This window comes from Pseudomonas sp. GM48, from assembly GCF_000282335.1.
GTDB lineage: Bacteria > Pseudomonadota > Gammaproteobacteria > Pseudomonadales > Pseudomonadaceae > Aquipseudomonas.
The window spans coordinates 30,142-45,032 of record NZ_AKJM01000077.1; the positions used below are offsets into that span (position 1 = coordinate 30,142).

Annotated in this window: 12 protein-coding genes and 2 tRNA genes; all 14 read left to right on the forward strand. The window is 60.6% G+C overall.

Features of this window, described 5'->3' with window-relative positions; all coding sequences use genetic code 11:
• The first annotated feature begins 3 nt into the window (after positions 1 to 3).
• The 14 genes from asd (at position 4) to PMI28_RS14420 (ending at position 14,778) form a co-directional block, all read left to right on the forward strand.
• A complete protein-coding gene (gene asd / locus PMI28_RS14485; protein ID WP_007986960.1) occupies positions 4 to 1,116 on the forward strand; it encodes an aspartate-semialdehyde dehydrogenase in 1,113 nt (370 codons plus the stop codon).
• A 279-nt stretch (positions 1,117 to 1,395) separates the two neighbouring features.
• Positions 1,396 to 2,406, forward strand: a complete 1,011-nt coding sequence (locus PMI28_RS14480) for an aspartate-semialdehyde dehydrogenase (RefSeq protein ID WP_007986961.1) — start codon at positions 1,396 to 1,398, stop codon at positions 2,404 to 2,406.
• A gap of 205 nt (positions 2,407 to 2,611) precedes the next feature.
• Positions 2,612 to 5,224, forward strand: coding sequence for a FimV/HubP family polar landmark protein (locus tag PMI28_RS14475; RefSeq protein ID WP_007986963.1), 2,613 nt, complete (start codon positions 2,612 to 2,614; stop codon positions 5,222 to 5,224).
• 290 nt (positions 5,225 to 5,514) lie between these two features.
• On the forward strand, positions 5,515 to 6,339 hold the full coding sequence (truA, locus tag PMI28_RS14470; RefSeq protein ID WP_033063335.1) for a tRNA pseudouridine(38-40) synthase TruA: 825 nt from the start codon (positions 5,515 to 5,517) through the stop codon (positions 6,337 to 6,339).
• A gap of 63 nt (positions 6,340 to 6,402) precedes the next feature.
• Entirely contained in the window at positions 6,403 to 7,029 is a 627-nt protein-coding gene (locus PMI28_RS14465) for a phosphoribosylanthranilate isomerase (RefSeq protein ID WP_007986966.1), read from the forward strand.
• A 191-nt stretch (positions 7,030 to 7,220) separates the two neighbouring features.
• Positions 7,221 to 8,141 carry an acetyl-CoA carboxylase, carboxyltransferase subunit beta gene (gene accD / locus PMI28_RS14460; protein ID WP_007986968.1) on the forward strand — a complete coding sequence of 307 codons (921 nt, stop codon included), beginning with the start codon at positions 7,221 to 7,223 and terminating at the stop codon, positions 8,139 to 8,141.
• A complete protein-coding gene (gene folC, locus PMI28_RS14455) occupies positions 8,138 to 9,445 on the forward strand; it encodes a bifunctional tetrahydrofolate synthase/dihydrofolate synthase (protein ID WP_007986970.1) in 1,308 nt (435 codons plus the stop codon). The genes accD and folC overlap by 4 nt, the downstream gene beginning before the upstream one ends.
• A complete protein-coding gene (locus PMI28_RS14450; RefSeq protein WP_007986971.1) occupies positions 9,429 to 10,094 on the forward strand; it encodes an SPOR domain-containing protein in 666 nt (221 codons plus the stop codon). The genes folC and PMI28_RS14450 overlap by 17 nt, the downstream gene beginning before the upstream one ends.
• Positions 10,095 to 10,192: 98 nt before the next feature.
• Complete coding sequence (locus tag PMI28_RS14445) at positions 10,193 to 10,753, forward strand: CvpA family protein (RefSeq protein ID WP_007975669.1); 561 nt, start codon at positions 10,193 to 10,195, stop codon at positions 10,751 to 10,753.
• 41 nt (positions 10,754 to 10,794) lie between these two features.
• Positions 10,795 to 12,300, forward strand: coding sequence for an amidophosphoribosyltransferase (gene purF, locus PMI28_RS14440; RefSeq protein WP_007975670.1), 1,506 nt, complete (start codon positions 10,795 to 10,797; stop codon positions 12,298 to 12,300).
• A gap of 81 nt (positions 12,301 to 12,381) precedes the next feature.
• Positions 12,382 to 13,593, forward strand: a complete 1,212-nt coding sequence (locus PMI28_RS14435) for an O-succinylhomoserine sulfhydrylase (RefSeq protein ID WP_007975671.1) — start codon at positions 12,382 to 12,384, stop codon at positions 13,591 to 13,593.
• On the forward strand, positions 13,590 to 14,366 hold the full coding sequence (locus PMI28_RS14430) for an SDR family oxidoreductase (protein ID WP_007986973.1): 777 nt from the start codon (positions 13,590 to 13,592) through the stop codon (positions 14,364 to 14,366). Before PMI28_RS14435 ends, PMI28_RS14430 begins: the two co-directional genes overlap by 4 nt.
• 206 nt (positions 14,367 to 14,572) lie before the next feature.
• Positions 14,573 to 14,648: transfer RNA gene (locus PMI28_RS14425), tRNA-Val, on the forward strand.
• Between the two features lie 53 nt (positions 14,649 to 14,701).
• A tRNA-Asp gene (locus PMI28_RS14420) sits at positions 14,702 to 14,778 on the forward strand.
• The last annotated feature ends 113 nt before the right edge of the window (positions 14,779 to 14,891 follow it).

Consider the following 14,891-nt stretch of genomic DNA (forward strand, 5'->3'; position numbering starts at 1 on the left):
GCGATGAAACGTGTAGGTCTGATCGGTTGGCGCGGTATGGTCGGTTCCGTGCTCATGCAGCGGATGCTGGAAGAGCAGGATTTCGATCTTATCGAGCCGGTGTTTTTCACCACTTCCAATGTCGGTGGCCAAGGCCCGTCCGTGGGCAAGGACATTGCTCCGCTCAAGGACGCTTACAGCATTGAAGAGCTGAAAACCCTCGACGTGATTCTGACCTGTCAGGGCGGCGACTACACCAGCGAAGTGTTCCCCAAGCTGCGCGAAGCCGGCTGGCAGGGTTACTGGATCGACGCCGCTTCCAGCCTGCGCATGCAGGATGACGCGGTGATCGTTCTGGACCCGGTGAACCGCAAGGTCATCGACCAGCAACTGGATGCGGGCACCAAGAACTACATCGGCGGCAACTGCACCGTCAGCCTGATGCTGATGGGCCTCGGTGGCCTGTTCGAAGCTGGCCTGGTGGAGTGGATGAGCGCCATGACCTATCAGGCGGCGTCCGGTGCCGGCGCGCAGAACATGCGTGAACTGATCAAGCAGATGGGCGCGACCCACGCCTCTGTCGCCGATCAACTGGCCGATCCGGCCAGCGCGATCCTCGACATCGACCGTCGTGTTGCCGAAGCCATGCGCAGCGACGCGTACCCGACCGAAAACTTCGGCGTACCGCTGGCCGGCAGCCTGATCCCGTGGATCGACAAGGAACTGCCAAACGGCCAGAGCCGCGAAGAGTGGAAGGCCCAAGCCGAGACCAACAAGATCCTCGGTCGTTTCAAGAGCCCGATCCCGGTGGATGGCATCTGCGTGCGCATCGGCGCCATGCGCTGCCACAGCCAGGCGCTGACCATCAAGCTGAACAAAGACGTGCCGATCGCCGATATCGAAGGGCTGATCAGCCAGCACAACCCTTGGGTCAAGCTGGTACCGAACAACCGTGAGACCAGCATTCAGGAACTGAGCCCGAACAAGGTCACCGGCACCCTGAACATCCCGGTTGGCCGTCTGCGCAAACTGAACATGGGTTCGCAATTTGTCGGTGCGTTTACCGTCGGCGACCAACTGCTGTGGGGCGCGGCCGAACCGCTGCGTCGCATGCTGCGGATCCTGCTCGAGCGTTGATTGGCTGAAGCAATGAAAGAACCCGCGCCTTGAAAGAGGTGCGGGTTTTTTTATGCGCGTCGATAATTTCTGTAGCAGCTGGCGAAGCCTGCGTTCGGCTGCGCAGCAGCCGTATTTCCTGAATGCGTGGTCTTCCTGAATGATAGGGGATCCCCCAAGGCGAGGACTTCGTCCTCGAACGCAGCCTTCGGCAGCTGCTACAAGGTTTCGCCGATCAATTGCCTCACCATGAACCACCCGGTAAAGTGCCGCTCCCCCCGTTTCGCCAGAGGTAGAACCATGAGCCAGTCCTTTGATATTGCCGTGATCGGCGCCACCGGTACTGTCGGCGAAACGCTCGTGCAGATTCTTGAAGAGCGCGACTTCCCGGTCGGCAATCTGCACCTGTTGGCCAGCAGCGAGTCGGCCGGCAGTTCCGTACCGTTTCGCGGCAAGAATGTGCGGGTACGGGAAGTCGATGAGTTCGACTTCAGCAAGGTGCAGTTGGCATTTTTTGCCGCCGGCCCCGCTGTTTCCTTGAGTTTTGCTTCCCGTGCGACCGATGCCGGTTGCTCGGTGATCGATCTGTCCGGTGCTTTGCCAGCCGAAAAGGCGCCGCAGGTCGTGCCTGAGGCCAACGCTCAGGTGTTGGCCAGTTTGAAAAAACCGTTTCAGGTCAGCAGCCCAAGTCCGTCGGCCACCACGCTGGCAGTGGTGCTTGCGCCGCTGATGGAGTTACTCGATTTGCAACGCGTCAGCCTGACCGCCAGCCTGGCGGTATCGGCCCAGGGCCGCGAAGCCGTGAGTGAGCTGGCCCGGCAAACCGCCGAACTGCTGAATGTGCGGCCGCTGGAGCCGAAATTCTTTGATCGGCAGATGGCCTTCAACCTGTTGGCTCAGGTCGGAAAACCGGATGAGCAAGGTCATACGCTGCTGGAAAAACGCCTGGTCCGTGAGCTGCGCCAGGTCATGGCGCGACCTTCATTGAAGATTTCCGTCACTTGCATTCAAGCCCCGGTGTTTTTTGGCGATAGCTTTAGCGTGACTCTGCAGTCCGCGAGTGAAATTGACCTGGCGAAAATCAATGCTGCCCTGGAAGACGCACCCGGTATCGAACTGGTGGAAGCCGGCGATTACCCGACCCCGGTGGGCGATGCGGTAGGGCAGGATGTGGTCTACGTTGGTCGGGTGCGCCATGGTATCGACGACCTGTCGGAACTTAATTTGTGGCTAACGTCAGATAACGTACGCAAAGGCGCAGCGCTCAACGCCGTGCAGTTGGCCGAGTTGTTGATAAAAGACCTGCTGTAAAAGATACTTTGCAACAATTTGTCGAATGATTCCGGGCGAGCCTATGCTTGCCGGAGTGCTGAAGGCGAGCCACTCTGCGGGGCTTTCCGGGGCATCAACGAAATGACCGCGCGCGACGACCCTCGCCGTTGCGCGCAATGCCTTACGGCAGCGACTATCAATACCTTCTCGCTGGCCGAGGAATGTTCAAACTAAGGATGAGCTAATGGTTCAAGTTCGCAAACTGGTGTTAGCAATAGCGGCCGCCTCGGCGCTGTCCTCCGGTATGGCGCATGCCCTCGGGCTCGGGGAGCTGACCCTGAAATCGACGCTCAACCAGCCGCTGGTGGCGGAAATCGAGCTGCTCGATGTCAAGGATCTCACCGCCGCCGAAGTGGTGCCGAGCCTGGCTTCACCAGACGATTTCGCCAAGGCCGGTGTCGACCGCCAGGCGTTTCTCAATGACTTGACCTTCACCCCGGTGCTTAACGCCAGCGGCAAAAGCATCCTGCGCGTGACCTCCAGCAAGCCACTCTCCGAACCCATGGTGAAGTTCCTGGTTCAGGTCATGTGGCCGAACGGCCGTTTGCTGCGCGACTACAGTGTGCTGCTCGATCCATCGAAATTTTCCCCGCAAACCGCCGAGGCGGCTGCCCAGCCTGTACCGACTCAATCCGTCGCCGCGCCGGTTACCGGTGCGACCAAAGCGTCCCAATACACCACCACGCCGCGCGATACCCTGTGGGAAATCGCCGCGAAGGCGCGTAACGGCGGTTCGATCCAGCAAACCATGCTGGCCATCCAGGCGCTGAACCCGGACGCCTTCATCGACGGCAACATCAACCGCTTGAAAACCGGCCAGGTGCTGCGCCTGCCCGACTCGGCGCAGAGCACCAGCCTGCCGCAGCCCAAGGCTATTGCCGAAGTGGCCGCACAGAACACGGCCTGGCGCCAGGGTCGTCGTTATGTGGCGAAACCCGGGGCAGGGCAGCAGCAACTCGACGCCACCAAGCGTCCGCGGGCTGAAGGGGGGGCGACGCAAGCCGCGACTGACAAGCTGAGCCTGGTTTCTGCCGAGTCCGGCAAGAACCGTGGCAAAGGGGCTGCCGGAGATGCCAAGGCCCTCAGCAACAAGTTGGCATTGACCCAGGAAAGCCTCGACACCAGTCGTCGTGATAACGCCGAACTGCAAAGCCGCATGGCCGATCTGCAAAGCCAGGTGGACAAGCTGCAGCGCCTGATCGAGCTGAAGAACAATCAACTGGCCAAGTTGCAGGCCGAGGGCGGTGCGCCAGCGGCTGCGACGGCTCCGGCGATGTCGGCCGAGCTGGCTCCCAACCCGGCGGCGGCACCTGCTCCGGCAGACACTGCAGCGGTTGCTCCTGCGCCAGCTCCCGAGGCAACTCCGGCGCCGACCGAGAAGCCCGCCGAGGCGACAACGGCGGCAGCCGACGATCAGAAATTCAATGAGTTGCTGACCAACCCGGTGCTGCTGGGCCTGGTGGGTGGCGGTGCGGTGGTGTTGTTGCTTCTGCTGCTGTTGCTGGCACGCCGACGCAAGGCCCAGCAAGAAGCCGAGAAGCATATGCGCATGGCGCGTGCCCTGGCCGAAGAGCAGCAATTCTCAGCCGATCTCGACCTGCCGGAAAGCAGCTTTGAAGGTCTGGAAATTCCGTCGCCGAGTGTGAAGCTGGCGACTGCACCGACGCCTGCTCCTGCGCCAGCGCCGGTCGTTGCGCCAGTCGTGATGACCACGCCGATCGCCGCGCCTTTGGTGGCTCCAGCTGGCGAGCGTTCCGACGACGTGCTGGGCCAGGCTCAGTCGCACATCAATGCCGGTCGTCTGAACCAGGCTGCCGCGTTGCTGGAGGACGGCGTCAAGCAAGAGCCTCAGCGTAGCGACTTGCGCTTGAAGTTGATGGAAGTCTACGGCCAGCAAGGCGACCGCGATGCGTTCGTCGGCCAGGAGCGTCAGTTGGTGGCCAATGGCGACAACTTCGCCAAGGTTGAAAAGCTCAAAAGCCGCTTCCCTGCGATGGCGCTGGTTGCTGCCGGTGGCATCGCCGCAGCCGCCGTTGCTGCCGAACTGGACGCGCAATACGTCAAGGATCTGTTGCTCGATGAGCCGCAAGCACCGGCGCCAGAGCCTGCGCCGCTCGAGGATGACCTCGACAGCGCCTTCGACCTGAGCCTGGATGATCTGGACGCGATTACGCCTGTGGCGCCTGCACCTGCTCCGGAGCCCGAAGTGGCGGCGCTGGCAGATCTGGACGAATTCCCGCTGGACGACGATCTGAGTTTTGAGTCGGTGTTGCAGCAACAGACTGAAATCAAGGAAAGCCTCGACGACCTGTCGGACTTCGACCTGGACCTGGATCTCGGCGCGCAACCGTCGCCAGCGATGCTTGCAGAAGACGATTTCCTGCTGGACCTGGACGAAGGCGTGAAAGATTTCCCGGTTGCCGAGACCCCGACTGTTCCTGAGGTTGCACTGGACGATCTGGAATTGCCGGCCGATTTCGATCTGTCGCTGGCCGACGAAATGGACGTGCCGGATGCGTTCGCAGCCGAGCTGGATGATGTCAACGCCGAGCTGGAGAGCTTGTCCAGCAGCATCGGCGAGCCGACGTTTACCGAAGCTGATGCTGCGCTGGGTGGCGATGATGACTTCGACTTCCTCTCGGGTACTGACGAAGCCGCGACCAAGCTCGATCTGGCTCAGGCCTATATCGACATGGGAGACAGCGACGGTGCGCGCGACATCCTCAATGAGGTGGTAAGCGAAGGCAGTGCCGAGCAGAAGAGCGAAGCCAGGGAGATGCTTTCGCGTCTGGCTTGAGTGTTCGCTACGTTGCAAGCAGAGCGGCAGCCCATTGAGGCTGCCGTTTTTGTTTGGCCGATGAATTGATGTCGTTTGCTGTGGCCTCTTCGCGGGCAAGCCCGCTCCCACAAGGTTCTGTGGCGTTCACAAAACCTGTGGGAGCGGGCTTGCCCGCGAAGAGGCCATTACATTCACTACAGCATCATCGGTTGTACTGGCATCCCCTCCAGTCAGCCTTATAATGCCCGCCTTTGCGTACATCAGCAGGCTGTCCCTCCTTGGCAAATATAGATAACCCGGCCGCCGAAATGGCAGCCGACGGCTTTTTCCGGATCGCGCTGGGCGTTGAATACAAAGGCTCGCGCTATCGCGGCTGGCAGCGCCAGGCGTCCGGGGTGCTCACCGTGCAGGAAACCCTCGAAAACGCCTTGTCCAAAGTCGCCGACTCACCCGTTTCGCTGATGTGCGCGGGGCGTACCGACGCCGGTGTGCACGCCTGCGGACAAGTGGTGCACTTCGACACCCAGGTCGAGCGTTCGATGAAGGCCTGGACCATGGGCGCCAACATCAACTTGCCCCATGACGTCAGCGTCAGTTGGGCCAAGGTCATGCCGGCGCATTTCCATGCGCGGTTCAAGGCCATCGCCCGGCGTTATCGCTACGTGATCTACAACGATCAGATCCGCCCGGCGCATCTGAACGAAGAAGTGACCTGGAATCACCGTCCGCTGGACGTCGAGCGCATGGCCGAGGCCGCTCAATATCTGCTGGGTACCCATGATTTCAGTGCTTTCCGCGCTGGTCAGTGTCAGGCCAAGTCGCCGATCAAGGAACTGCATCACCTGCGTGTCACCCGTCATGGCAAGATGATCGTGCTGGATATTCGCGCCAGCGCCTTCCTGCATCACATGGTGCGCAACATTGCCGGTGTGCTGATGACCATTGGTGCCGGTGAGCGTCCGGTGGAGTGGATGAAAGAGGTGCTGGAGAGCCGGATTCGACGTTCCGGTGGCGTGACGGCGCATCCATTCGGTCTGTATCTGGTGCAGGTTGAGTACCGTGACGAATTCGAATTGCCCGAGCGTTACATCGGTCCACACTTCCTGACCGGCTTCTCCGAACTTGGCGGCTGACGCCCTCGAACGCTTTTGTTACCATCCGGGACTTTCCCGGATTTGTCTTGGAGTTGTATCGACATGTCAGCCGTTCGCAGCAAGATCTGTGGGATTACCCGCATGGAAGATGCGTTGGCAGCCGTCGAGGCCGGGGCTGATGCCATAGGATTCGTGTTCTACGCCAAAAGCCCCCGTGCGGTGACGTTTCAGCAGGCGCGCTCGATCATCCAGGCGCTGCCGCCGTTCGTGACCACCGTGGGTTTGTTCGTCAATGCGAGCCGTTGCGAGTTGGGTGAGATTCTCGATGCGGTGCCCCTGGACTTGCTGCAATTTCACGGCGATGAAAGCGCGGCGGATTGCGAGGGTTGGCACCGTCCGTACATCAAGGCGCTGCGGGTCAAGGCGGGTGATGACATCGCCGCCGCCTGTGCTGCTTATGCAAGTGCCAGCGGAATCTTGCTCGACACCTACGTCGAAGGCGTTCCCGGAGGAACCGGTAAGGCGTTTGACTGGTCACTGATACCGCAAGGCTTGAGCAAGCCGATCATTCTGGCGGGCGGTCTGACGCCCGACAACGTCGCCGAAGCGGTTGCGCGCGTTCGGCCCTATGCCGTGGATGTCAGCGGTGGGGTAGAGGCGAGCAAGGGCATCAAGGATCACGCAAAGATTCAGGCATTTATCAAAGCGGTACGCGGTAGCACCTGTTGATGTGACGGCTGGCAGACTGCCGCCGTCCACTGCACTGTACAAAACGGCTGAGGGTTATGGGGTGGTACGCAGGTCACGTTTCGCTGATCCGGCCATTCACTGATCATCGCCGCACACATGAATTTAGCGCTAGGGCATACACGGGGTCGCGAACCAGAGCGTTCGGGCCGCCGGTACTGGAGAAAGAAAGCATGAGCAACTGGTTAGTAGACAAACTGATCCCTTCGATCATGCGTTCCGAGGTCAAGAAGAGCTCGGTGCCTGAAGGTCTTTGGCACAAATGCCCGTCTTGCGAGGCTGTGCTGTATCGTCCGGAGTTGGAAAAGACCCTGGACGTTTGCCCCAAGTGCAACCATCACATGCGTATCGGCGCCCGCGCCCGTATCGACATCTTCCTCGACGTTGAAGGCCGTACCGAACTGGGTGCAGACCTGGAGCCGGTTGACCGTCTGAAATTCCGCGACGGCAAGAAGTACAAGGACCGCCTGACCGCGGCACAAAAGCAGACCGGCGAAAAAGACGCACTGGTTTCCATGAGCGGTACTTTGCTGGGCATGCCGGTCGTGGTTTCGGCGTTCGAATTTTCCTTCATGGGTGGTTCGATGGGCGCCATCGTCGGCGAGCGTTTTGTTCGTGCCGCCAACTACGCCCTGGAAAAACGTTGCCCGATGGTCTGCTTCGCGGCTTCCGGCGGTGCGCGGATGCAGGAAGCGCTGATTTCCCTGATGCAGATGGCCAAGACCTCCGCGGTACTGGCACGCCTGCGTGAAGAAGGCATCCCATTCATCTCGGTGTTGACCGATCCGGTCTACGGCGGCGTTTCCGCCAGTCTGGCGATGCTGGGCGACGTGATTGTCGGCGAGCCGAAGGCGTTGATCGGTTTTGCCGGTCCGCGTGTGATCGAACAAACCGTGCGTGAAAAACTGCCGGAAGGCTTCCAGCGTAGCGAGTTCCTGCTGGAGCACGGTGCCATCGACATGATCATCGACCGTCAGGAGCTGCGTCCGCGCCTGGGCAATCTGCTAGCGCAAATGATGGGCCTGCCGACGCCGAAGTTCGTTGCTGCACCCATCGAGCCGATCGTGGTTCCGCCGGTGCCAGCCAGCCTATGATCGAACGTACCCTTGGCGAATGGCTCGCCTACCTTGAGCAGTTGCACCCTTCAGCCATCGATATGGGATTGGAGCGGTCGCAGCAGGTAGCGTCCCGCATGGGACTGGGCAAGCCGGCGCCTCGGGTGATTACGGTCACCGGGACCAACGGCAAGGGTTCCACCTGTGCGTTTGTGGCTTCCTTGCTGCGGGCTCAGGGCTTGAAAGTGGGGGTCTACAACTCCCCGCACCTGCTGCGTTACAACGAGCGGGTACAGGTCAATGGCGTCGAAGCCACGGATGCCGAGCTGTGCGAGGCCTTTGCTGCGGTAGAGGCCGGGCGCGGCGACACTTCCCTGACTTACTTCGAAATGGGCACTCTGGCGGCATTCTGGCTGTTCCAGCGCTCCGGGCTCGATGCGGTGGTGCTGGAAGTCGGCCTGGGCGGTCGTCTGGATACGGTCAACGTGGTGGACGCCGACGTGGCGCTGGTCACCAGTATTGGCGTCGATCATGCGGATTACCTCGGTGATACCCGAGAGTCCGTGGCCTTTGAAAAGGCCGGTATTTTCCGTCAGGGCGCGCCTGCGCTCTGCGGCGATCTGAATCCTCCACAACCACTGCTGGACAAGGCGCGCGAGCTCAATTGCCCGTTTTTCCTGCGTGGGCGCGATTTTGATCTCGGTATGACCGATCACAACTGGCAGTGGCGCGGTGTCGATGCGCAAGGGCGTGCGGTTGAACTGCGCGACCTGCCGTTGCTCGATCTGCCGATGGAAAACGCTGCGCTGGCGTTGCAGGCTTACTTGCTGCTCGACTTGCCTTGGGTGGATGCGCGGATTATCGAAGCGCTGCGGGCAACGAAGGTGGTCGGTCGTCTGGATCGCCGCGAGTTCGAGTGGCAAGGCAAACGCTTGAATCTATTGCTGGATGTGGGGCATAACCCCCATGCGGCGGAGTATCTGGCCCGTCGTCTGGCCAGTCGCCCGCCGGTCGGCAGGCGTCTGGCGGTGTTCGGGCTGCTGGCGGACAAAGACCTGGGTGGTGTTGTCGGCGAATTGAATGCTAGTGTCCAGCACTGGGCTGTCGCACCTCTGGATTCGCCTCGGGCGCGTTCGGTGACGGATTTGCACGACGCGTTGCAGGGTCTTGGTGCTTCGGTCACGTCATACGAAAGTGTGGCGGCCGCCCTGGAAGGGCAGTGCGCGCAGGCCACGAGCGACGACGAAATCCTGTTGTTCGGATCATTTTATTGTGTCGCCGAGGCCCTTGAATGGCTGGCCCGGCGCTCCACGGAGGACGCGGCAAATGGCATTGCTGGATAAGGCATACAAACAGCGCATGGTTGGCGCCCTGGTGTTGGTCGCGCTGGCGGTTATTTTTCTGCCGATGCTGTTTTCCCGCCAGGACGAACAGCGCCAGGTGACGGTCGAAGCGCCAGCGGCTCCGCAAGCGCCTGCGCTGCCTCAGGTGCAGGTCGAGCCAGTGGTGGTGCCTGAGCCGCAAGCCTTGCCTCAGGAACCCGTGCCGAGCGATGACGAAATCGCCCAGCAGGAAGCGGCGGTGCCAACAACTCCGGTGGCTCCGGCGCCTGCTGCCAAACCGGTTACTCCGCCGCCTGCACCAGCACCGGTCCCGGCTCTGGCCGCTAAACCGGCGATAGCGCCTGCCCAGCCCATCACAGCTGCGCCGGGCAAGCCGGACACCACGCAAAGCCGCGTCGATGCCAATGGTTTGTCTGTCAGCTGGTCGGTGCAACTGGCCAGCCTGTCGAATCGTGAAAGCGCAGAAAAACTTCAGAAAACCTTGCGCAGCCAGGGTTATAACGCCTACATCCGTAGCGCCGATGGCAAAAATCGTGTGTTTGTCGGGCCGCTGATCGAGCGCGCTGAAGCTGACCGGCTGCGTGACTTGCTGAACCGCCAGCAGAACCTCAAGGGGTTTGTCGTGCGCTTTCAGCCAGAACGTGGCTAAAACTATCGCCCCGATTTGAAATGCACTGACAATCGCAGCTTACCGATAAGCATGGGCTCTGCTAAAATGCGCCGCCTTATCCGTCTGTAGGCTGCACTGTGCCATTTACCTGGGTTGACTGGGCGATCGTAGCAATCGTCGCCATCTCCGCATTGATCAGTCTGAGCCGCGGCTTCGTCAAAGAAGCGCTGTCGCTGCTGACCTGGATCATCGCAGGAGTCGTAGCCTGGATGTTCGGTGGCTCATTGTCCGAGTACCTCGGCGGGTACATTCAAACGCCGTCGGCCCGTATAATCACGGGCTGTGCCATCATGTTTGTCGCCACTTTAATCGTAGGCGCAATGATCAATTATCTTATCGGCGAACTGGTTCGCGTCACCGGGCTCTCCGGGACCGACCGATTCCTCGGCATGGCCTTCGGCGCCGCGCGTGGCGGGCTGCTGGTGGTCATTGCCGTCGGGCTGTTGAGCCTGGGGCCGGTACAGCAGGACGGGTGGTGGAAAGAGTCACAGCTCGTGCCAAAATTTCTATTGGTCGCAGACTGGTCCAAAAACCTGATTCTTGGGTGGAGCAGTCAGTGGCTTGCCAGCGGAATCAGCGTACCCGCTGATATTCCGTTCAAGGAGCAACTCTTGCCGATGGCCAAAACGCCTCAGTAAGTAGTGCTCAGTTCAGATCCATTAAGTAGGGGTTGCGTCGCATGTGTGGCATCGTCGGTATCGTCGGTAAGTCGAACGTCAATCAGGCGCTGTATGACGCGCTAACCGTCCTCCAGCACCGCGGCCAGGACGCTGCCGGTATCGTGACCAGCCATGATGGCCGGTTATTCCTGCGCAAGGACAACGGTCTGGTGCGTGACGTGTTCCAGCAGCGTCACATGCAGCGTCTGGTCGGTCACATGGGCATTGGCCATGTGCGTTATCCAACCGCGGGCAGCTCGACATCGGCCGAAGCTCAACCGTTTTACGTCAACTCGCCTTACGGCATCACCCTGGCGCACAACGGTAACCTGACCAACGTTGAACAACTGGCCAAGGAGATTTACGAATCTGACCTGCGCCACGTCAACACCAGTTCCGACTCGGAAGTGCTGCTCAACGTGTTCGCGCACGAACTGGCCCAGCGCGGCAAGTTGCAGCCGACCGAAGAAGACGTTTTCGCCGCCGTCACTGACGTGCACAATCGTTGCGTCGGTGGTTATGCCGTCGTGGCGATGATCACAGGCTACGGCATCGTCGGTTTCCGCGACCCGCACGGCATCCGCCCGATCGTTTTCGGCCAGCGCCACACCGACGAAGGCGTCGAGTACATGATCGCCTCGGAAAGCGTTTCCCTGGACGTGCTCGGCTTCACCCTGATTCGCGACCTGGCACCAGGCGAAGCGGTCTACATCACTGAAGAGGGCAAGCTGTACACCCGTCAGTGCGCGACCAACCCGTCCCTGACTCCGTGCATCTTCGAACACGTCTACCTGGCGCGTCCGGATTCGATCATCGACGGCGTGTCGGTCTACAAGGCCCGTCTGCGCATGGGTGAGAAACTCGCCGAGAAGATCCTGCGCGAGCGTCCGGATCACGACATCGATGTGGTTATCCCGATTCCGGACACCAGCCGCACTGCGGCGTTGGAGCTGGCGAATCACCTGGGCGTGAAGTTCCGCGAAGGCTTCGTGAAGAACCGCTACATCGGCCGGACCTTCATCATGCCGGGCCAGGCTGCGCGGAAAAAATCCGTACGCCAGAAGCTCAACGCCATCGAGCTGGAATTCCGCGGCAAGAACGTGATGCTGGTGGATGACTCCATCGTTCGCGGTACCACTTGCAAGCAGATCATCCAGATGGCCCGTGAGGCCGGCGCCAAGAACGTCTACTTCTGTTCCGCGGCGCCAGCGGTTCGCTACCCGAACGTCTACGGCATCGACATGCCGAGCGCTCACGAACTGATCGCGCACAACCGTTCGACCCAGGACGTGGCTGACCTGATCGGCGCCGACTGGCTGATCTATCAGGACCTGCCTGACTTGATCGAAGCGGTCGGTGGCGGCAAGATCAAGATCGACAAGTTCGATTGCGCGGTGTTCGACGGCCAGTACGTCACCGGCGACGTCGACGAGGCTTACCTGAACAAGATCGAGCAGGCACGCAACGATGCCTCCAAGGTCAAGACGCAGGCAGTCAGTGCGATCATCGATCTGTACAACAACTGAGTTTCTACCGGCCCTGAGGGGCCGGTTTTGTATCTGGTAAAAAGACTTTTATCTATCAAGAGCAGGGCAAGGAGTGACAGCATGAGTCAGGATTGGGATGCCGGTCGGCTGGACAGCGACCTCGAAGGTGTAGCGTTCGATACCCTGGCCGTACGCGCCGGTCAGCACCGTACGCCGGAAGGCGAACACGGTGATCCGATGTTCTTCACCTCCAGCTATGTATTCCGTACTGCCGCCGACGCTGCTGCGCGCTTCGCCGGCGAAGTACCGGGCAACGTTTACTCGCGCTACACCAACCCGACCGTGCGTGCGTTCGAAGAGCGCATCGCCGCTCTGGAAAGTGCCGAGCAAGCCGTGGCCACGGCCACCGGCATGGCGGCCATCATGGCCGTGGTGATGAGCCTGTGCAGCGCCGGTGATCATGTGCTGGTGTCGCGCAGTGTATTCGGCTCGACCATCAGCCTGTTCGAAAAGTACTTCAAGCGCTTCGGCATTGAAGTCGACTACGTTGCCCTGGCGGATTTGTCCGGCTGGGACGCGGCGATCAAGCCCAACACCAAACTGCTGTTCGTCGAGTCGCCGTCCAACCCGCTGGCCGAGTTGGTCGACATCGCCGAACTGGCGAAAATCGCTCACGCCAAAGGCGCGATGCTGGTGGTCGACAACTGCTTCTGCACCCCGGCTTTGCAGCAGCCGCTGAAAATGGGCGCGGACATCGTCGTGCACTCGGCCACCAAGTTCATCGATGGCCAGGGTCGTTGCATGGGCGGCGTGGTCGCCGGTCGCAGCGAGCAGATGAAAGAAGTGGTTGGCTTCCTGCGTACCGCCGGGCCGACCTTGAGCCCGTTCAACGCCTGGATCTTCCTCAAGGGCCTGGAAACCCTGAACCTGCGCATGAAGGCCCATTGTGCCAACGCCCAGCAACTGGCCGAGTGGCTGGAGCAGCAGGAGGGTATCGAGAAAGTCCATTACGCTGGCCTCAAGAGCCATCCGCAGCACGAGCTGGCGCTGCGCCAGCAGAAGGGTTTCGGTGCGGTTGTCAGTTTTGAGGTGAAGGGTGGCAAAGAGGGCGCCTGGCGCTTTATCGATGCCACGCGCCTGATTTCGATCACCGCCAACCTGGGCGACAGCAAGACCACCATCACGCATCCGAGTACCACGTCCCATGGTCGTCTGGCGCCGCAAGAGCGTGAAGCGGCGGGCATTCGTGACAGCCTGATCCGCATTGCGGTCGGCCTGGAAGACGTTGCAGACCTGCAAGCCGATCTGGCGCGCGGCCTGGCTGCGTTGTGATCGAGTTGTCTGCGCCAAACACCGGCTCCAATGGCCGCGTAGCGCTGGTGACCGGTGCTGCGCGGGGCATAGGCCTGGGGATTTCGGCCTGGCTGATCAGCGAAGGCTGGCAAGTCGTGCTGACGGATCTGGACCGGGAGCGCGGTTCGAAAGTGGCGAAAGTGCTGGGGGACAACGCCTGGTTCATCGCCATGGATGTCGCCAACGAGGGGCAAGTTGCGCTGGGCGTGGCCGAGGTGCTCGGCCAGTTCGGGCGCCTGGATGCGCTGGTGTGCAATGCGGCGGTTGCCGATCCGCATAACATCACCCTGGAAAGTCTTGATCTGGCTCACTGGAATCGGGTGTTGGCGGTGAACCTCAGTGGGCCGATGTTGCTGGCCAAGCACTGTGCGCCGTACCTGCGCGCTCACAGCGGCGCCATCGTCAATCTGGCCTCGACCCGCGCCGCGCAATCGGAGCCCGACACAGAGGCCTATGCAGCGAGCAAGGGCGGCTTGTTGGCCCTGACTCATGCGTTAGCCATTAGCCTGGGGCCGGAAATCAGAGTCAATGCCGTCAGTCCTGGCTGGATCGATGCGCGCGACCCATCGGCGCGGCGTGCCGAACCATTGACCGAGGCCGATCATGCCCAGCATCCGGCGGGCAGGGTGGGGACGGTTGAGGATGTCGCGGCGATGGTGGCCTGGCTGCTGTCGAGGAATGCCGGTTTTGTCACTGGGCAGGAATTCGTGGTCGATGGCGGCATGACCAAGAAGATGATTTACAGCGAGTAAGCTCCGGGATTGATGTTGAATGTGCTGCCGCTTTCGCGAGCAAGCCCGCTCCCACATTTGGAATGCATTCCCCTGTGGGAGCGGGCTTGCTCGCGAAAACGGTCTTGCTGCCTATACACAATTTTGTCTTTTTTCGAAAAACTTCAAGCAGGGTATTGACTTAGGTTCTCTACCTGCGTAAATTTCGCGGCCTCGGAGATGCAAACGGGTGATTAGCTCAGCTGGGAGAGCGTCTGCCTTACAAGCAGAATGTCGGCGGTTCGATCCCGTCATCACCCACCACTCCCGAGATACTTGCGAAAGCAAGAGGTAGGCTGAAATGCCTCCACCGACGCGCAGCGGTAGTTCAGTCGGTTAGAATACCGGCCTGTCACGCCGGGGGTCGCGGGTTCGAGTCCCGTCCGCTGCGCCATATTTTCCGAGTCAGATTCATCTGGTTCGAGATTGAAAAGCTACTGAGTTTTCAATCAGACGAGTTACTTGAGCATCTGCTCAAAGCGATACGCAGCGGTAGTTCAGTCGGTT